Below are 18,027 nucleotides of genomic sequence, written 5' to 3'. Positions count from 1 at the left end.
TGCGGGATCTTGACGCCTCACGTGAAGATATCTTCGAGACAGCGTCGTCGACCGAAGGATTTTCAGGTGAGCGCGTACGGACTGCACCGTGTCCTCGAACCTGCGGGCGTGTTGCCGCAGCAGGCGTGGCGGCTCGACGCGGCACCCGTGCCCGCTGACGACGAGGTCGTCGTCGCGGTCGAGCGGCTCAACCTGGACGCGGCGTCGTTCCGGCAGCTCAGGGAGGCGCACCGGAGTCCGGACGCGGTGCGGCAGGCGGTGCTCGACATCGTCGCCGAGCGCGGCAAGATGCAGAACCCGGTCACGGGCTCGGGCGGCATGCTGTTCGGGACGGTCCTGGAGGTGGGACCGTCCTCGCCGCTCGGGCTCAAGGCCGGTGACCGGATCGCGACGCTGGTCAGCCTCACGCTGACGCCGTTGCGGATCACCGACGGGCTGCAGGACTGGAGCGGCGAGGACGAGCAGGTGCCGTGCCGGGGGACCGCGGTGCTGTTCGGGCGCTCGATCGCGGCCGTGCTGCCCGACGACCTGCCCGCCGGGCTCGCGCTGTCGGTGCTCGACGTGTGCGGTGCGCCCGCGTTGACCGACCGGGTCGTGCGCCGGCACCCCGGTGGTTCCGTGCTCGTGCTCGGTGGTGGGGGCAAGTCGGGGTCGCTCTCCCTCGCGGCCGCGCGTCAGGCCGGTGCGTCGCGTCTGGTTGCTTTGGTGCCCACGGAACGTGAAGCGGCACAGGTCCGTGCGGCAGGCCTGGCGGACGAGGTCGTGATCGCGGACGCACGCAACCCCGTCGCCGTCGCCGAAGCCGTGGGCAAGCAGGTCGACGTGACGGTCGTGTGCGTGGACGTGCCGGGGTGCGAGCACGGCGCCATCCTCGCGACCGCCGACGGCGGCACCGTGATCTTCTTCTCCATGGCGACCTCGTTCAGCGCCGCCGCTCTGGGAGCAGAGGGTCTGGCCGCGGACGTCGAGATGCTGGTCGGCAACGGCTATGTGCCAGGTCACGCCGCGTTCGCGCTCGACCTCGTCCGCACCCAGGCGGGTGTGCGGGCGTTGTTCGAGCAGAGGCAGACTGCGTGACGTGAGTACGCAACTTTTGGTCGGCGGCCGCATCTACGCACCGGATGCGACGGCGATGGCCGTCACGGACGGCGTGGTCGTCTGGATCGGACAGGACTCGGTCGGGCGCGCGCTGCACCCGGACGCCGAGGTCGTCGAGCTCGGCGGTGCCTTCGTCGCGCCCGCGTTCGTCGACGCCCACGTCCACGCCACCTCGGCCGGTCTGCTGCTGACCGGTGTCGACCTGACCCGCACGCCGTCGCTGGAGGCGTTGCTGGACCAGGTCCGCAACGCCGAGGGCCCGCTCGTGTGGGGTCATGGCTGGGATGAGACGCGGTGGCCGGAGAACCGCCCTCCGACGCGTGCGGAGATCGACGAGGCGGCGGGCGACAAGAGGGTCTACCTGTCACGCATCGACGTGCACTCGGCACTTGTGTCGTCGAACCTCGTCACGGACGAAACGCGCGCGGCTGACGGCTACTCCGCCGAGGGCCCCCTCGCGCGCGCCGCACACCATCACGTCCGACGCATCGCACGCGACGCCATCACGCCGGAGCAGCGCCGCGAGGCACAGCTGGCGTTCCTGCACCACGCGGCGTCGATGGGCATCGCGTCCGTGCACGAGTGCGCCGGCCCGGACATCTCCGGCGAGGACGACCTGCGCGAGCTGCTGGCGCTGGGCGAGGGCCCGCAGGTCGTGGCCTACTGGGGAGACCACGACCTGCCCGGTGTCCCCGTGCAGGGCCTGGCCGGCGATCACTTCGTTGACGGCGCGATCGGCTCCCGCACCGCCGCGCTTGCCGAGCCGTACGCCGACGCGGACACGTCCGGTGCGCTGTACCTGACCGGCCGGCAGGTCGCCGACCACCTGGTGAAGTGCACGGAGCTGGGCATCCAGGCCGGCTTCCACGTCATCGGCGACGCCGGCATGGCCGCCGTGGTCGAGGGCTTCGCGATCGCCGAGAAGACGCTCGGCACCCCGGCGCTGGCGTCGGCCCGCCACCGCCTCGAACACGTCGAGATGGTCTCGGCCGAACAGGCCCAGCAGCTGGCCGGGTGGGGCGTCATCGCCTCGGTGCAGCCGCTTTTCGACGCCGAATGGGGCGGCCCGACCGGCATGTACGTGCAGCGGCTCGGTGCCGAGCGCGGAGTGGGGCTCAACCCCTTCTCGCGCCTTGCCGCCGCGGGCGTCGTGCTGGCGTTCGGCTCCGACACGCCGGTGACCGCCATCGACCCGTGGGCAGCGGTGAAGGCCGCGGTGCACCACAGGACCGAGGGCTTCGGTGTGTCCCCACGTGCCGCGTTCACCGCCCACACGCGCGGTGGCTGGCGTGCGGCGGGCGTGGACGACGGCGTGACCGGCACCTTGCGGCCCGGTGCGCCCGCGACGTACGCCGTGTGGGAGACCGGTGACCTCGTGGTGGCCGGGTCCGACGCCCGCGTCCAGCGCTGGTCCACCGACCCGCGGTCGGGCGTGCCCGGCCTGCCCGACCTCACCGGGCCCGCCCCGGTGTGCGTGCGGACCGTGCTGAACGGCCGGACGATCTACGAGAGGAAGTGACTCGATGGCGTTGCTCGACCTCGACCCGAGGGTCGTCGCCACCGCGCGCGAGCTCGCCGCGCGGGCGGCCGAACCCGTGGTGTCCATCGCGAAGGCGCACACCACGGTCGCGGTCGAGCGCGCCACGCTGCGGCTGGCCGGCATCACCGGCGCGGACTCCACCCACCGCGCCGGTGACGTGCCGTGGGTCAACCGCGTGATCGACACGGTCCGCGAGCAGTGCGGGCTGGAGCACGGGGTGGTGCTGCCCGCGTTCCACGCCCTGCGGCAGCACAACCTCGCGAGCCTGACCGAGCTCGCCGAGGCCACCGCCGCCGGGCAGGTCCAGTTCTCAATCCCCACTGGCAGGGACCTGAACGCAGTTAAGAAGGCCGCCACCTCCGCCATCACCAAGGGCCTCAAGACGGTCGACCGCAACCGCGTCCAACGCGAGAAGCTGGTGCAGAAGTGGGGCGACCCCGCGCAACGCCCGTGGATCTACCTGATCGTCGCGACCGGCGACATCGACGAGGACGTCGTGCAGGCGCAGAACGCCGCCCGCGCCGGCGCCGACGTCATCGCCGTGATCCGCTCCACCGGCCAGTCGCTGCTGGACTACGTCCCGGAAGGCGCCACGCACCACGGGTTCGCGGGCACCTACGCCACGCAGGAGAACTTCCGGATCATGCGCGCGGCGCTGGACGACGTGTCGAAGGAGGTCGGCCGGTACGTGCGGCTGACCAACTACGCGTCCGGCCTGTGCATGCCCGAGATCGCCGTCCTGGCCGGGTTGCAGCGGCTCGACATGATGCTGAACGACTCGATGTACGGCATCCTGTTCCGCGACATCAACCCGATCCGCACGTTCGTCGACCAGCGGTTCTCCCGCCAGGTCCACGCGCGCGCCGGCATCATCATCAACACCGGCGAGGACAACTACCTCACCACCGCGGACGCCGTCGAGGCCGCCCACACCGTGACGGTGTCCCAGCTGCTCAACGAGCACTTCGCCCACGAGGCGGGACTGCCCGACCACCTGCTGGGCCTCGGGCACGCGTTCGAGATCAACCCGAAGGTGCCGGACTCGTTCCGGCTGGAGCTCGCGCACGCGCTGCTGGCCCGCGAGCTGTTCCCGGACGCGCCGCTCAAGTGGATGCCGCCGACCAAGCACATGACCGGCGACGTGTTCAACGGCTACCTGCTGGACGGGTTCTTCAACCTCGCGGGTGTCCTCACCGGACAGTCCATCCTGCTCGTCGGCATGATGACCGAGGCGGTCGTGACGCCGTTCCTGTCCGACCGCGACCTCGCGCTGCAGAACGTCCGGTACGTGCTCAACGCGGCCGGCAGTCTCGCGGAGGACTTCCGGCCGGCACCGGACGGGTTGATCGTCAAGCGCGCGCACCAGGTGCTGGGCGAGGCGGTGGACCTGCTGGAGCGCATCGTCGGCGACGGGCTGCTCAACGCGATCGCCGACGGCACGTTCGGCCTGATGAAGCGCCCGGCCGACAAGGGCAAGGGCGCGGACGGCGTGGTCGAGAAGGCCCCCGAGTACTTCAACCCGGCTTCGGACCTGCTGGAGGCCTCGAATGTCTGACGCCAAGAGGTACGTCCGGCCCTACGGCGACACGACCGGCGACGGCATGGTCCAGACGTCGTTCACGCTGCCGATCCCGTTCGGTCCCAAGGCGGACGGCGCGGCGCAGCAGCTCGCGAACAGGATGGGCATGGACCCCGCGATGGTGGTCCACTCGCACCCCATCGGTGACGACTTCACGTTCTTCGTCGTCTACGGCTCGGTCAAGCACCTCGTGGACCTCGACGAGGTCAAGGTCGTCGAGCGCGAGTACCCGCTGCTGTCACCGGCCGAGGTGAACACGACGCTGAAGAAGGTGTTGCGGCGCAAGCTGGTCGTCGTCGGCGGCTGCATCGGCACGGACGCGCACACGGTCGGCATCGACGCGATCCTCAACATCAAGGGCTTCGCCGGCGAGAAGGGCCTGGAGTACTACCGCGAGCTGAAGGTCGTGAACCTCGGCGCGCAGGTGAGCGTTCCGGAACTGGTGCGGTCCGCCCGCGCCGAGAAGGCCGACGCGGTGCTGGTCTCCCAGGTGGTGACGCAGCGGGACGCGCACATCCTGAACACGCAGGAGATGTCGGCGGCGTTCCGCGAGGCGATGGGGGACCGGCGGCCGCTGCTGGTGGCGGGCGGGCCGCGGTTCGACCCGCTGATGGCGGCCGAGCTGGGGGTTGACCGGGTTTTCTCCCGGGGTACCACTCCGGGCGAGGTCGCGAGCTACCTGGTGCACGCGATGCAGGAGAAAAAGGGGGTCGCCGCGTGAGCGGGGCTTTGGTCGAAGGTTTCACCGTGGCACACCGGCGTTACGTGCCGCACTCGCACGCGCATTACGGCGGCAGCCTCGTCGACGGTGCCTACGGGCTCGGCATGTTCGGTGACGTCGCCACCGAGATGCTCATCCACACCGACTCCGACGAGGGCCTGTTCGCGGGCTACAGCTCCGTGGAGTTCGTCGCGCCCATTCAGGCCGGCGACGTCATCGAGGCCGTGGCGACGCTGGTGCGCATCGGGAAGCGGTCGCGGGAGATCGAGTTCGAGGCCCGCGTGGTGTGCCGTTCGGCGCCCGAACGCGGCCCTTCCGCGGCGGACGCGCTGGCTGAGCCGATCGTCGTAACGCGCGCCCGCGGAACCGTGGTCGCGCCGAAATCCGCGGAATAGCAACAAGAACCGCGGGTGTGGACCGACATCGAACGCCCGCACGCCCCAGCTCGACCCGGCAAGGCGGCTCCTGTCCCGGCGCCGCCTTGCCGGGTCTGTCCGGCCGTCGCTCTCCGTGAAGATGAGAGCGGTTCAGCCCAATTCCGGTTCGGCCTGAATTAAACCCGCAACCTCTGCCGCCCTCGCCCGTTGGTCAACACAGAGGTAGCTACAAGCGGGGAGGAACGGCGCAGTGAAGATCGACCACCACGGGGAGACACCCCCGTACGAGCAGGTGCGTGTGCACTACGCACACGCCATCGCAAACCGCGAACTGCCGGTCGGCGCCAAACTGCCCACAGTGCGCGCGCTCGCGAAAGACCTGGGCCTTGCGGTGAACACAGTCGCTCGCGCCTACCGCGAGCTGGAGGAAGCGGGACTCGTGGAAACACGAGGCCGGGCGGGCACCGTGGTCAGCGCGAACGGTGACAGCAACCGCGAGCGGGTGCGTTCGGCAGCGCACGCCTATGCGTCGATGTCGGCCGAGTTGGGACTGTCGAGAGAAGAGGCGCTGGAGATCGTGCGGGCGGCGTTCCGGGCCTGATGGGGCCGGACGTGCCGGTTGGGCCACCGGTGTCGAGGTAAGGGGCCACGGGCCTCGGGTGCGGATGCCACGCGTCAGGCGGGACCTTGAGCGTCGGAAAGGACGTCAGGAGCCTAGATGCGGGTCGTGGGCAGCGGCAGTGCGCTCATCGCGTGAACGACGCGAGCGCAGGGCCCCGCCCACCCTGGGGGCAGACCGCCCACCTCCACCCACCATAGCGAGAGTCCGCGCGTGTCAAGCCCGCGGCTCGCGAACCTGTGGACAACCGAAGCCCTGTGGACAAGTCGCGAGCCACGCCCGAATCGTGCACCGGGCGTTCGGCGAGGTGTCGCTACGGGCCCGGACGAACCGCCGTGCCCGCCCGAGTCAGGGCGGGCACGGACGCCGGCGTCGACAACGCGGTGGCCGCTTGGAATGACGACATCGCGCTCACCCAGTTGAGCCGCGATGCGCCCGTCTTGCTCGACACCGCGGGTCTGGCCAGAGGTGGAACACCGCCGTCACGGCCAGTTCATCATGCTGCGGGCGCCGCGTGGCCGAGTAGTCGTATCTGTATGCCTGCCTGCTCCAAGCAGGTGATCAAAACCGCCACGAACGTGCATGCCACTCACCCGTTTGCGGACCCTCTTACCTGCCCTTATGCGGTTAGGCTGCCCCGTGAACCGCAGATAACTGACTCATCAGTCAACTTAGGGGTGGGAGATGGTGCGGACCGTCCGGGACGGCCTGCGGCGCACGGCTGAACAGGACCAGTTCGTCGAGCTCGCCAGGCGGTTCGCGGCGGAGGAGATCCGCCCGCGGGCCCGCGCCGTGGACGAGGCGGACACCGAGTCGCCGCTCGACCTGTGGGAGAAGGCGTCGCGGCTGGGGCTGACGACGTTCATGATCCCGGAGGAGTTCGGCGGCGGCGGGATCACCGACCTCACCACCCAGGTGCTCGTCCAGCAGGAGCTGTGCCACGGCGACATCGGCATCGGCAACCTGCTCACGTCCAACGGCTTCTTCAGCGCGCCGATCGACCACCTCGGCACCCCTGAACAGCAGAAGCGCTTCCTCGGTCCACTCGGGACGGACCTGCCGCCGGTGACCGCCGTCGCGGTCACCGAGCCGGGCGCCGGCTCCGACGCGGCGAGCATCCGGACCTCGGCGCGGCGCGACGGCGACTCCTACGTCCTCAATGGACAGAAAACGTGGATCTCCAACGCCCCGTACGCCGCGATGTTCGTGATCTTCGCGACCGTTGACCCCTCCTTGCGTTCCCGTGGTGTCACGGCATTCGTGGTGCCGCGCGACACGCCCGGCCTGACCGTCGGGCCGCCGTTCCGGAAGATGGGGCAGCGGGCGATCGTGAACGCGGAGGTGTTCCTCGACGACGTGCGCGTGCCCGCCGAGAACCGGCTCGGCGAGGAGGGGCAGGCGTTCTCGGGCCTGATGCGGACGTTCGACGCCTCGCGAATCCTGATCGGCGCCGCCTGCACGGGTCTGGCACGGGCGGCGCTGGACTTCGCTTCCGCTTATGCCGCTGAACGCGTGCAGTTCGGCGTTCCGATCCTGCGGCACCAGGCCGTGGCGTTCCGGTTGGCCGAGATGGCCACGCGCGTCGACACCGCGCACCTGCTGACGCTGCGGGCTGCTGCGCTGTACGACGCGGGGGAGGCGGTCGCGCAGGAGTCCGCGATGGCGAAACTCGTCGGTTCCGAGAACGCGATGTGGTGCACGCACGCGGCCGTGCAGACGTTGGGCGGCTACGGCTACTCCCGCGAGTACCCCGTCGAGCGCTGGATGCGCGACGCCAAGCTGGAGGAGATCGAGGAAGGCACCTCGGACATCCAGCGCCTGATCATCTCGCGCGGGCTGGGTGCCAGGTGATCTTCTCCGATCCGTCGTCCGTCGCGGTGGTGGGCGCGAGTGACGACCCGGCGAAGTGGGGGCATTGGCTGGCGCGCGGTGCGTTGACCGGCAGCGACCGCCGGGCCGTGCACCTGGTGAACCGCGGTGGCGGGGCGGTGCTGTCGCAGCCGACCGTGCGGACGCTGTCGGAACTGCCAGAGGCACCGGAGCTGGTGGTGCTCGCCGTGCCTCCCCAGCACGTCGCCGCGGTGGTGGACGAGGCTCTGGCGTTGGGAACGCGCGGTTTCGTCGGGATTCCGTCGGCGATGGACGAGTGCGTGGTCGCGCGCATCCGTGCGGCGGGGGCGCGGCTGCTCGGGCCGAACTGCCTGGGCGTGTACGACGCGGCGACGTCGCTGCACCTGGCGTGGGGGCGGTTCCAGCCCGGTTCACTGGGGGTGGTGTCGCAGAGCGGGCAGGTGGGCCTGGAGATCGCCGGACTCGCCGCGGCCGCCGGGCTCGGGGTGTCGCGGTTCGTGTCGGTCGGCAACCAGGTCGACGTGACGGCCGCGGAAGCGTTGCTGGACCTGGTTGCGCATGAGTTGACCGCTGTGGTCGGGGTGTACCTGGAGAGCTTCGGGCCCGGGATGCTGACCGCCCTGTCGGAGCTCCGGTCGGCCGGGAAACCCGTTGTGCTGCTGACGGTCGGTGCTTCCGCTGCCGCACGGGACGCCGCACTGTCGCACACCGGCGCACTGGTGTCCTCTTTGGACGTCGTGGACGCCGCGTGCCGCCGGTCCGGGGCCGTGCGGGTGGCGACGCCGGCTGCCCTGGTGGACGTTGCCGCTGTGGTGACGCGAGGGGTGCCGCGCGGGACGCGGGTCGGGATTCTCGCGGACTCCGGCGGGCAGGGGGCGATCGCGGCGGATCTCGCGGTGGGTGCGGGGCTCGTGGTGCCTGCTCTGGCCGCCGTGGGCGGGCTGCCGGCCGGTGTGTCGGCGCGCAACCCGATCGACCTGGCCGGGGCGGGGGAGCAGGACCTGGAGAACTACGCCCGTGCCGTCGAGGTGCTGGTGCGCGGTGGTGAGGTCGACTCGGTCGTGTTGTCCGGCTACTTCGGCAGTTACGGTGCGGACACGCCTTGCCTGGAGTCCACCGAGGTCGCCGTCGCCGCCCGGATCTGTTCGCTGGCAAGGGAGACCGGCGTTCCCGTGGTCGCCCACTGCATGTGCGCCGACTCCGCCGCGGTTCGTGCTCTGCGTGCCGGTGGCGTGTCCGTTCAGCACACGATCGAGCGCGTTGTGGGTGCTCTCGGTAACGCTGCTCGGTTCGGTGCCTCCGCCGCGACCGGGACCGGGCCGTTCAGCGGCCCGGAACTGTCGGTGCCGGCTGGAAGAATTGAAGCTGGGGGACCCCCTGCAGGGGACCCCTGCGTGAGCACGCGCAAGAGACCGGGGAGCGCGTACCGGCCAGGCTACCTGGCGGCTCGCGAGCTGCTGGACTTCGTCCGCTTCCCCCGCGCCCACGCCGTGACCACAGCCGCAGAGGCCCGCGCCACCCCGCTCACCGCCCCGTTCGCGCTCAAGGCCGACTGGCTGGCGCACAAGACCGAGCACGGCGGCGTTCAGACCGGTCTCACCGACCCGGCCGCCGCCTTCGAGGAGATGGAGGCCCGCTTGGGCCCCGGCACGTACGTCCTCGAAGAGATGGACACCCGCCCGAACACCGTCGAGCTGATCATCGGCGCTCGGCGTGACCACTCGTTCGGCCCAGTGGTCCTCGTCGGGGCCGGCGGCATCCACGCGGAGCTGCACCGCGACACCGCCCTCGAACTGGCACCCGTCACCCCGGCCACCGCTCACGCCATGCTCAACCGCTTGCAGGCCATGCCGCTGCTGCGCGGCTGGCGCGGCGCACCACCCGTCGACCTCGTCGCTCTGACCCAGGTCATCACGTCCCTCTCCCGGCTCATCGCCACCCGTCCCGACCTGGCGGAGATCGAGCTGAACCCGGTGCGCGTCGGCCCGGACGGCGTGGTGGCCGTGGACGCGCTGATCACCCCCGCCGATGCCGCGCTGACCGAGTCAGGCGACCAGCAGGTGGCCTGATCGCCCTGTCCTGTCCGGAAATGCCGGGAGGACGCGCGGGAACAGCAGAGGTGTGGCGCGGAATAAGCGGCGCGTCGGCGACGTTGTCTGCTACAGTCCGGGTAGGCAGTGCGCCGCAGAGCGCATGTAAGCACCTACCAGCTGCTGGACCATCCGAAGTCGCAGCGAACCAGCCCCCAGCTTCTGAACGCTGGCGGACTCACATCTGCAGCGCTTTCCCACGCACACGAGGCGGGGCGGACGAGCGCATCTGCACGCAACCCTCCCGAAAGGACAGACCGATGCACATCGGTGTACTCGACGTACGCAACAACAAGGCTTTCCTCCTCGACGGACCGGTCGTGCCGCAGCAGCTCGTGCGGCAACACGACCTGCGCAGGGGCGACCGGGTCACGGGGGAGGCGCACGACGGCAAGCTCACGTCGGTCGACACGGTCAACGGGCGCAAGCCGCACCGGCGGCCCAGGTTCGAGGAGCTGACGCCGCTCTACCCCAACGAGCGGCTGCGGTTGGAGCACGACCCCGAGGAGCTCACCAGCAGGGCGATCGACCTGGTCATGCCGGTCGGCAAGGGGCAGCGGGCGTTGGTCGTGGCGCCGCCCAAGGCCGGCAAGACGATGGTGCTGCAGCACATCGCGCAGGCGGTGGCCAAGAACAACCCCGAGTGCCACCTCATGGTCGTGCTCGTCGGGGAACGGCCGGAGGAGGTCACCGACATCCGCACCACGGTGCCGGGGGAGATGTTCACCTCGACGTTCGACGAGCACCCGCGGGAGCACATCGCCACGGCGGAGCTCGCCATCGAACGGGCCAAGCGGCTCGTCGAGGACGGGCAGGACGTGGTGGTGCTGCTGGACTCGCTGACCAGGCTGGGGCGGGCGTACAACCTCGCGGCGCCCAGCGGCGGGCGGATTCTGAGCGGTGGCATCGAGGTCGGGGCGCTCAACCCGCCGAAGAAGTTCCTCGGGTCCGCCCGCAACATCGAGGAGGGCGGCAGTCTCACGATCTTCGCCACGGCGCTCGTGGAGACCGGGTCGGTGGGCGACACGGTGATCTTCGAGGAGCTCAAGAGCACCGGCAACGCCGAGCTCAAGCTCGACCGCAAGGCCGCGCAGCGGCGGGTCTTCCCCGCGATCGACCTGCACCAGTCCGGCACGCGCAAGGTGGAGCTGCTGGTGTCCGGACAGGAGCTCGCCATCACCAACGCCGTGCGCAGGGCCATGGCCGACCGAGACGTCGACGTGCTGCTCGACGGACTGCGCAAGACCCAGGGCAACGCCGAGTTCCTGCGCCAGATGTCGAGGTGAACCGGCCGTCGGCCAAGATGGGGGAATGAGCTTCCTGCAGGTCACGTGGACCGATCCGGCCACGGGCGCGCGCGGCTACCTCGTCGTCGACCGGTTGGTGCGCGGGGTGTGCAGCGGGGGACTGCGCATGCGGGCCGGGTGCACGCTGGACGAGGTGCGCGGGCTCGCGGAGGGCATGACGGCCAAGGAGGCCCTCAACTACGACCCCGGCGCGCGGTACGTGCCGCTCGGGGGTGCCAAGGGCGGCATCGACTTCGACCCGTACGACCCGCGGGCGTTCGACGTGCTCACGGCCTACCTCTACGCGATGTCGCCGTACATCGAGCGGTTCTGGACCACGGGGGAGGACCTGGGGCTGCGGCAGTCCACGATCGACGCCGCCATCGAGAAGATCGGGTTGCAGTCGTCCATCCAGGCCGTGTACCCGCTGCTGGACGACGAACACCAAGCGCGGCAACGACTTCAGGACGCCTTCGCGGTCATCGTCGACGGCGTCGGCCTCGACGAGCTGGTCGGCGGGTACGGCGTCGCGACGGCCGCGCTGGAAGGGATCGAACGGCTTCGGCTCAGCAACCCCACCGCGTTCGTCCAGGGGTTCGGCTCCATGGGCGGCGCCACGGCCCGCTACCTCGCCAGGGCCGGGGTGAAGGTCGTCGGGCTCGCGGACGTCCACGGGGTGGTGGCCAACCCGGCCGGGCTCGACGTGGAGGCGCTCCTGCTGACCCGCGACGCCCACGGCGGCATCGACCGCTCCGAGCTCGCCGCGGACGACGTGCGGCTCGACCGGGACCGGTGGCTCGACGTCGAGGCGGACGTGCTCGTGCCCGCCGCGACGAGCTATGCGATCGACGAGCACAACGCGTGCGAGGTGAAGGCACGGCTGGTCGTCGAGGCGGCGAACATGCCGATCACCAGGGAGGCCGAGGACCTGCTCGGCGCGCTGGTCATCCCGGACGTCGTCGCGAACTCGGCGACCAACTCGTGGTGGTGGTGGACGTTGTTCGGCGACATCGAGCCCACGGCCGAGTCGGCGTTCGCGAAGATCGACGAGAACATGCGCCGGCTGGTCCGGCAGGTCGTCGGCGCGCCCCGGCCGCGGGCCGCCGCCGCACAGCTCGCCGCTGCTGCCGTTCGGGAGATCGAAAAGAGGTTCTGAAGCCGTACACTCGGCGCATGCCCGGCCTGCAGCACACCGTGACGATCGCTGCCCCGCCCGCCAAGGTCTGGGAGGTGGTCTCCGACGTCGAACGCTGGCCGGAGCGGATTCCCACGGTCGACAGCGTCGAACGGCTCGACGCCGGCCCGCTGGCGGTCGGGTCGCGCACCCGGCTGGTGCAGCCGCGGCTGTCGCCCGCCGTCTGGACGGTCACCGAGCTGACCGAGGGCACCTCGTACACCTGGCAGTCGCGGTCAGCGGGCGTCACGGTCACCGCCGCGCACGTCGTCGAACCGCTGGCCGACGGCAGCAGGCTCACCCTCACGCTGACCATGTCAGGGCTGATGGCCGGTGTCGGCTGGCTGCTCACCCGGTCGCTGACCAGCCGGTACGTCAAGGCCGAGGCCGCCGCCGTCAAGACCGCCGTGGAGTGACGGCTCAGCCCAGCGGGCCGAACAGCCACGCGCCGGGACCGTTCGGGTCGTCGGAGAAGTAGAACGCCCTGAGCGCGGCCAGCAGGTCCTCGCCGCTGACCAGGCCGTCACCGTCGCCGTCGAGCCGGGTGAACCCGGCGCGCGCGTCGGCGGGGCGCACGTTCAGCAACGCCCCACTCGCGCGCACGTACTCGTCCACGCCGAGGTGGCCATCGCCGTCGTGGTCCGCCACGGCCATCAGCGCGTCCACGAACGGCACGTACGCGTCGTCGAACACCTCGGGGCGTTCCAGCAGGCCGGCGACGAACGCCGTCTTGTACTCGGTGAGGCTGACCAGGTCGTCGTCGTTGGTGTCGGTCACGGCGGAGAGGTGGTCCCACGCGGCCAGGAGCTGCTCGCGGAACCGCTTCGCCCGCAGGTCGTCGGCGGCCAGGCCGAACTCGCCGGTCGTGCGCGCACCGGCGAGCTCGAAGTCCGCGCGTTCGACGCAACCGTCCTGGTCGCTGTCGTAGGTCTCGAACCTGCGGGTCAGCTTGCGGTCCAGGAACGGCGTGATCTCCATGCGCCTGTTTACCCGCTCAGCGCTTCTTGACGCGCGCCGGGGCCCCCACGTAGTCGGCCAGGTGCTCGCCGGTCAGCGTCGAGCGGCCGGCCACCAGGTCCGCGGGAGTGCCCTCGAACACGACCTTGCCGCCGTCGTGGCCGGCGCCGGGCCCCAGGTCGATGATCCAGTCGGCGTGCGCCATCACGGCCTGGTGGTGCTCGATCACGATGACCGACTTGCCGGAGTCGACGAGCCGGTCCAGCAGGCCCAGCAGCTGTTCGACGTCCGCCAGGTGCAGGCCGGTGGTCGGCTCGTCCAGCACGTAGACGCCGCCCTTGTCGGCCATGTGCGTGGCGAGCTTGAGGCGCTGGCGCTCACCGCCGGACAGCGTGGTCAGCGGCTGGCCCAGCGACAGGTAGCCCAGGCCCACGTCGTTCAGCCGGTCCAGGATCGCGTGCGCGGCGGGCGTGCGGGCCTCACCGGAGCCGAAGAACTCCACCGCCTCCGCGACCGGCATCGCCAGCACCTCGGAGATGTCCTTGCCGCCGAACTTGAACTCCAGCACCGCCTGGTCGAACCGCTTGCCCTCACACACGTCGCACGGCGACTCGATCGTGGCCATGATGCCCAGGTCGGTGAACACCACACCGGCGCCGTTGCAGTTCGGGCACGCGCCCTCGGAGTTCGCGCTGAACAACGCCGGCTTCACGCCGTTGGCCTTGGCGAACGCCTTGCGGATCGGCTCCAGCAGCCCGGTGTAGGTGGCCGGGTTCGACCGGCGCGAACCCTTGATCGGGGTCTGGTCCACCACGATCGCGCCGGAGTCCTTCGGCATCGACTGGTGGATGAGCGACGACTTGCCCGACCCCGCCACACCGGTCACGACGGCCAGCACGCCGAGCGGGATGTCGACCGACACGTCGCGCAGGTTGTTCTTCGACGCGCCGCGGATGGACAGCGTCCCGGACGCCTTGCGCACCGACGGCTTGAGCTCCGCCCGGTCGTCGAGGTGCCGTCCGGTCACGGTGCCGCTGGCGCGCAACCCCTCCAGCGTGCCCTCGAAGCAGATCGTGCCGCCGTCGCGGCCGGCGCCGGGACCGATGTCGACGACGTGGTCGGCGATCGCGATGGTCTCCGGCTTGTGCTCGACCACGAGCACGGTGTTGCCCTTGTCGCGCAACCGCAGCAGCAGGTTGTTCATCCGCTGGATGTCGTGCGGGTGCAGGCCGATCGTCGGCTCGTCGAACACGTAGGTCACGTCGGTCAGCGCGGACCCGAGGTGCCGGATCATCTTCACGCGCTGCGCCTCACCGCCGGACAGGGTGCCGGCGGGGCGGTTGAGCGAGAGGTAGCCCAGTCCGATCTCGACGAACGAGTCGAGCGTGTGCACCAGCTTCTCGACCAGCGGCGCCACGGACCTGTCCTCCAGCCCGCGCATCCAGTCGGCCAGGTCGCTGATCTGCATGTCGCACAGGTCCGCGATGGACACACCCCTGATCTTCGACGACCGCGCGGCCTCGGTGAGCCGGGTGCCGCCGCAGTCGGGGCAGGTGCCGAACGTCGCCGCACGGTCCACGAACGCCCGGATGTGCGGCTGCAGCGCCTCGCGGTCCTTCGACAGCATGGACTTCTGCAGCTTCGGGACCAGGCCCTCGTAGGTCAGGTTGATGCCGTTGACCTTGATCTTGACCGGTTCCCGGTAGAGGAAGTCGTGCAGCTCCTTCTTGCTGTACTCGGCAATCGGCTTCGCCGGGTCGATGAACCCGGACTGCGTGAACGTCTGCACCGTCCACTGGTTGTCGACGTTGTAGCCGGGCACCTTGATCGCGCCCTCGAGGATCGACTTCGACGAGTCGTAGACCTCGGTCAGGTCGATGTCGGAGACCTGACCGCGGCCCTCACAGCGCGGGCACATGCCGCCGGTGATGGAGAACTCGCGGCGCTCCTTGACCTTCTGGCCTGCCTTCTCGATCGTCACCGCGCCCGCGCCGCTGATCGACGCGACGTTGAACGAGAACGCCTGCGGGCCGCCGACGTGCGGTGCGCCCAGGCGGCTGAACAGGATGCGCAGCATGGCGTTGACGTCGGTCGCGGTGCCCACTGTGGAACGCGGGTCGGCGCCCATCCGCTGCTGGTCCACCAGGATCGCGGTGGTGATCCCCTCCAGGAGGTACACCTCCGGCCGCGGCAGGGTCGGCATGAACCCCTGGATGAACGCGCTGTAGGTCTCGTTGATCAGCCGCTGCGACTCCGCGGCGATCGTGCCGAACACGAGCGAGCTCTTGCCCGAACCGGACACGCCGGTGAAGACCGTCAGCCGCCGCTTGGGGATCTCGACGTCGACGTCCTTCAGGTTGTTCACCCGCGCGCCCCGCACGCGGATCATGTCGTGGGTGTCGGCCTCGTGCGCGTTGGTGGCGGCCGCTCTCCTGGAGGTCATGGCGACAAGCTAACTCGCAGACCCCCGTCCCGCGCTTCTCGATTCCTGACTGATCACTCGCGGCAGCGGTAGTGGTAGGTGCACAGCTCGCGGAACCCCGACCGCTCGTAGAGCCGGAACGCCGACTTGTTGGCCTTTTCCATCTGCAGGTACATGTGGTTCGACTCGCGTGCGGCCGCCCATGACGCCAGCGCGGCGAGCACGGACCGTGCCGCGCCTTGGCCCCGTGCGTGCGGAAGCGTCGCCATGCCGAACACGCCGGCCCACCCGTTGTCGGCCACCACACGCCCCACGGCGACCACCTCGTCGTCGACCTCCGCGTAGGCGTACGCGCTCGGTGCCTCCACACGGCTGAGCAGCTCGCGTTCGGCTTCGACGTCGCGTGTCGTCACCTCGTGCCACGCCGCGAGCCAGCCGTCGTCCGGCCGGGTCGTCACCGCACCGGCGTCCGCGTGCGCCTGGCGGAGCACGTCGGCGGTCGACGCGATCTGCAACGACATGTCGTGACCCCGCGCGTACCCGCGGCCGGCCAGCCGGGCGTCCAGGTCGTCGGCGCACACGCCCGGCGTGATCTGGAACCGCACCGGGGCACCGCGGCCCGCGCAGAACTCCTCGGCGACCTCGACCCGGTCCTCGCGGTCGTGCGGCAGGACCGCGCTCACCCACCAGGCGTCGTCGGGGGAATGGCGCAGCCACCAGCCACCGGCCTCTTCGACGTGCGCGGCCGGCTGAGCCCGTGCCGCGTACTCCTGCAGCGTCTTGAGCAGCACGTCAGTCCAACGACCCCAGCAGCCAGTTGCCGGCCGCCGCGGGGTCCTCGGAGAAGTAGAACTCCCGGATGGCCGCCAGCAGCGCGTGCGTGCACAGCAGGCCGTCGTCGTCGGAGAGCAGGTCGTGGATCATCCGGGCATCGGCCTCGGAGAGGTTCATCAACGCGCCGGTCCACTTCACGTGCTCGTCGACGGTGAGCTTGCCGTCGCCGTCCCCGTCGGCGATCGCCATGACCGCGTCCAGGAACGGCACGTACCCCTCGTCGAACGACTCCGGTGTCTCCAGCAGGCCGTCCGCGAACGCCTTCTTGTACTCGTCCACGCTGATCCGGCCGTCGCGGTCGGTGTCAGCGGCCAGCGAGAGCTGCTGCCACAACCCGGTCAGCGTCGCGCGGAACCGCACCGCCCTCGGCTCGTCGTCACCCAGGCCGAACGCCCTCGTGGTGCGCAGTCCCGCGGTGGTGAAGTCATCGCACCCGATGAACCCGTCGCCGTCGGCGTCGTAGGTGCGGAACCGACGGGCCAGCTTGCGGTCCAGGAAGGCGGTGATCTCCATGGGCATCCTTCTACCGCATTTCGAACACGCCCTCCACCACCTGCTCTTTCACGCACGACGCGACCCACGCGCCGTGCTGCTGCGCGTGGGTCTGACGAGGGCGTCGATCAATAGCTGCGGCTGGGCATGATCACCCAGAGCACGAGGTAGACGACGAACTGAGGTCCGGGCAGGAGGCACGACAGCACGAACAGAAGGCGCACCGTGCTCGCCTTCATGCCCCACCGCTGGGCGAGCCCCGCGCACACACCTGCGATCATCCGGTTGGTCCTGGGCCTGCTCAAAGCAACTGTCGTGGTCATAGCTCCACAATGCTCCCGCCGGTCCGTTCGTTGCATCAGGGACAGCCCTGGGATACCCCTGACAACTGGTCGACGAACCTCAGGCACGTGGCGCGCATGGTGTCGACGGTCATGGACCTGGACCCGGCGAGCACCTGCAGCGCCAGCCCGTCGAGCATGCTGACCAGCATGTTCGCCAGCTCCACCGGGTCGTCACCGGTCCGGATCTCCCCGGTGTCCTGGCCGTCGCGGAAGATGCTCGCGACGATCTCACGCCACTCGCCGTAGAAGCGCTCGTTGAGCTCCTGCAGCTCGGGGCTGCGGATCGCCTCGACCCACAGCTCGGCCCAGATCTTCCACGCCTCGACCGTCTCCGCGCCCTGCGGCAGGTAGGACTCGACGACCATGCGCAGCCGCGACAACGGCGGCTCGTCGGACTCGAGGATCCAGCGGCGGCGCTTGAGCGACTGCTCGAAGCAGTGCTCGAACGCGGCGTCGGTGAGCTCGCGCTTGGTCTCGAAGTAGTAGTGGACCGTGCCGCCGGACACGCCGGCGTCTCTGGCCACGTCGGACACCCGGAGGTGGCGGAAGCCCTCGGCGGCGATCACCTTGCAGGTGGACGCGAGGATCTGCGCCTTGCGTTCGGCTTCCACGCTTGGACGGGGCATCCGTCACCTCCATGACT

The 18,027-nt window shown here is 70.2% G+C and carries 16 protein-coding genes and 1 pseudogene; 11 read left to right on the top strand and 6 right to left on the bottom strand.

Annotated features, from left to right (window positions below; genetic code table 11):
- Positions 1–66: 66 nt before the first annotated feature.
- The 11 genes and pseudogenes from kdd to ACZ7CD_RS19650 all read left to right on the top strand — a co-directional run bounded on the left by kdd (position 67) and on the right by ACZ7CD_RS19650 (position 12,751).
- The gene (gene kdd / locus ACZ7CD_RS19700; protein WP_360393623.1) at positions 67–1,077 is read left to right on the top strand and encodes an L-erythro-3,5-diaminohexanoate dehydrogenase; all 1,011 of its coding nucleotides are present in this window, start codon (positions 67–69) and stop codon (positions 1,075–1,077) included.
- Positions 1,070–2,617, top strand: coding sequence for an amidohydrolase (locus ACZ7CD_RS19695; protein ID WP_470379480.1), 1,548 nt, complete (start codon positions 1,070–1,072; stop codon positions 2,615–2,617). Before kdd ends, ACZ7CD_RS19695 begins: the two co-directional genes overlap by 8 nt.
- 4 nt (positions 2,618–2,621) lie before the next feature.
- Positions 2,622–4,193, top strand: a complete 1,572-nt coding sequence (kamD, locus tag ACZ7CD_RS19690) for a lysine 5,6-aminomutase subunit alpha (RefSeq protein ID WP_360393625.1) — start codon at positions 2,622–2,624, stop codon at positions 4,191–4,193.
- On the top strand, positions 4,186–4,938 hold the full coding sequence (kamE, locus tag ACZ7CD_RS19685; protein ID WP_360393627.1) for a lysine 5,6-aminomutase subunit beta: 753 nt from the start codon (positions 4,186–4,188) through the stop codon (positions 4,936–4,938). The genes kamD and kamE overlap by 8 nt, the downstream gene beginning before the upstream one ends.
- A 26-nt stretch (positions 4,939–4,964) precedes the next feature.
- Positions 4,965–5,333 carry a 3-aminobutyryl-CoA ammonia lyase gene (gene kal / locus ACZ7CD_RS19680; protein WP_360393630.1) on the top strand — a complete coding sequence of 123 codons (369 nt, stop codon included), beginning with the start codon at positions 4,965–4,967 and terminating at the stop codon, positions 5,331–5,333.
- 232 nt (positions 5,334–5,565) lie between these two features.
- Positions 5,566–5,916 carry a GntR family transcriptional regulator gene (locus tag ACZ7CD_RS19675; protein ID WP_360393632.1) on the top strand — a complete coding sequence of 117 codons (351 nt, stop codon included), beginning with the start codon at positions 5,566–5,568 and terminating at the stop codon, positions 5,914–5,916.
- Positions 5,917–6,618: 702 nt separating this feature from the next.
- Positions 6,619–7,785 carry an acyl-CoA dehydrogenase family protein gene (locus ACZ7CD_RS19670; protein WP_470379426.1) on the top strand — a complete coding sequence of 389 codons (1,167 nt, stop codon included), beginning with the start codon at positions 6,619–6,621 and terminating at the stop codon, positions 7,783–7,785.
- Complete coding sequence (locus ACZ7CD_RS19665) at positions 7,782–9,854, top strand: acetate--CoA ligase family protein (RefSeq protein WP_470379425.1); 2,073 nt, start codon at positions 7,782–7,784, stop codon at positions 9,852–9,854. The genes ACZ7CD_RS19670 and ACZ7CD_RS19665 overlap by 4 nt, the downstream gene beginning before the upstream one ends.
- 221 nt (positions 9,855–10,075) lie before the next feature.
- Positions 10,076–11,161: pseudogene (rho, locus tag ACZ7CD_RS19660) on the top strand (transcription termination factor Rho); the annotation flags it as partial.
- Between the two features lie 25 nt (positions 11,162–11,186).
- Positions 11,187–12,317 (top strand): Glu/Leu/Phe/Val dehydrogenase dimerization domain-containing protein, encoded by a 1,131-nt coding sequence (locus tag ACZ7CD_RS19655; protein WP_470379424.1) that lies wholly within the window; start codon positions 11,187–11,189, stop codon positions 12,315–12,317.
- Positions 12,318–12,334: 17 nt separating this feature from the next.
- A complete protein-coding gene (locus ACZ7CD_RS19650; RefSeq protein WP_360393643.1) occupies positions 12,335–12,751 on the top strand; it encodes an SRPBCC family protein in 417 nt (138 codons plus the stop codon).
- A gap of 4 nt (positions 12,752–12,755) precedes the next feature.
- Here the strand turns inward: ACZ7CD_RS19650 and ACZ7CD_RS19645 are convergent, their stop codons facing one another.
- The 6 genes from ACZ7CD_RS19645 to ACZ7CD_RS19620 form a co-directional block, all read right to left on the bottom strand.
- Positions 12,756–13,313, bottom strand: a complete 558-nt coding sequence (locus ACZ7CD_RS19645; RefSeq protein WP_360393646.1) for an EF-hand domain-containing protein — start codon at positions 13,311–13,313, stop codon at positions 12,756–12,758.
- A 16-nt stretch (positions 13,314–13,329) separates the two neighbouring features.
- Positions 13,330–15,735: an ATP-binding cassette domain-containing protein gene (locus tag ACZ7CD_RS19640; protein ID WP_470379423.1), complete on the bottom strand. Its 2,406-nt coding sequence runs from the start codon at positions 15,733–15,735 to the stop codon at positions 13,330–13,332.
- Positions 15,736–15,788: 53 nt separating this feature from the next.
- Positions 15,789–16,505, bottom strand: coding sequence for a GNAT family N-acetyltransferase (locus ACZ7CD_RS19635; RefSeq protein ID WP_360393652.1), 717 nt, complete (start codon positions 16,503–16,505; stop codon positions 15,789–15,791).
- A 1-nt stretch (position 16,506) separates the two neighbouring features.
- Positions 16,507–17,061, bottom strand: a complete 555-nt coding sequence (locus ACZ7CD_RS19630) for an EF-hand domain-containing protein (protein WP_360393655.1) — start codon at positions 17,059–17,061, stop codon at positions 16,507–16,509.
- 107 nt (positions 17,062–17,168) lie between these two features.
- Positions 17,169–17,363: a PspC domain-containing protein gene (locus tag ACZ7CD_RS19625; RefSeq protein ID WP_470379422.1), complete on the bottom strand. Its 195-nt coding sequence runs from the start codon at positions 17,361–17,363 to the stop codon at positions 17,169–17,171.
- Between the two features lie 35 nt (positions 17,364–17,398).
- Complete coding sequence (locus ACZ7CD_RS19620) at positions 17,399–18,010, bottom strand: TetR/AcrR family transcriptional regulator (RefSeq protein ID WP_360393661.1); 612 nt, start codon at positions 18,008–18,010, stop codon at positions 17,399–17,401.
- Positions 18,011–18,027: the final 17 nt, after the last annotated feature.

The organism is Lentzea sp. NPDC036949, assembly GCF_055608075.1.
Note: the sequence above shows the minus strand (reverse complement) of the source record. Positions and strands in the feature narration are given on the sequence as shown.

What these genes read in the sequence shown, in the direction of transcription:
- kamD (WP_360393625.1), top strand. Translation starts at nt 2,622, where the DNA reads ATGGCGTTGCTCGACCTCGACCCGAGGGTCGTCGCCACCGCGCGCGAG.
- kamE (WP_360393627.1), top strand. Translation starts at nt 4,186, where the DNA reads ATGTCTGACGCCAAGAGGTACGTCCGGCCCTACGGCGACACGACCGGC.
- ACZ7CD_RS19670 (WP_470379426.1), top strand. Translation starts at nt 6,619, where the DNA reads ATGGTGCGGACCGTCCGGGACGGCCTGCGGCGCACGGCTGAACAGGAC.
- ACZ7CD_RS19655 (WP_470379424.1), top strand. Translation starts at nt 11,187, where the DNA reads ATGAGCTTCCTGCAGGTCACGTGGACCGATCCGGCCACGGGCGCGCGC.
- ACZ7CD_RS19650 (WP_360393643.1), top strand. Translation starts at nt 12,335, where the DNA reads ATGCCCGGCCTGCAGCACACCGTGACGATCGCTGCCCCGCCCGCCAAG.
- ACZ7CD_RS19645 (WP_360393646.1), bottom strand. Translation starts at nt 13,313, where the DNA reads ATGGAGATCACGCCGTTCCTGGACCGCAAGCTGACCCGCAGGTTCGAG.
- ACZ7CD_RS19640 (WP_470379423.1), bottom strand. Translation starts at nt 15,735, where the DNA reads ATGACCTCCAGGAGAGCGGCCGCCACCAACGCGCACGAGGCCGACACC.
- ACZ7CD_RS19630 (WP_360393655.1), bottom strand. Translation starts at nt 17,061, where the DNA reads ATGGAGATCACCGCCTTCCTGGACCGCAAGCTGGCCCGTCGGTTCCGC.
- ACZ7CD_RS19625 (WP_470379422.1), bottom strand. Translation starts at nt 17,363, where the DNA reads ATGACCACGACAGTTGCTTTGAGCAGGCCCAGGACCAACCGGATGATC.
- ACZ7CD_RS19620 (WP_360393661.1), bottom strand. Translation starts at nt 18,010, where the DNA reads ATGCCCCGTCCAAGCGTGGAAGCCGAACGCAAGGCGCAGATCCTCGCG.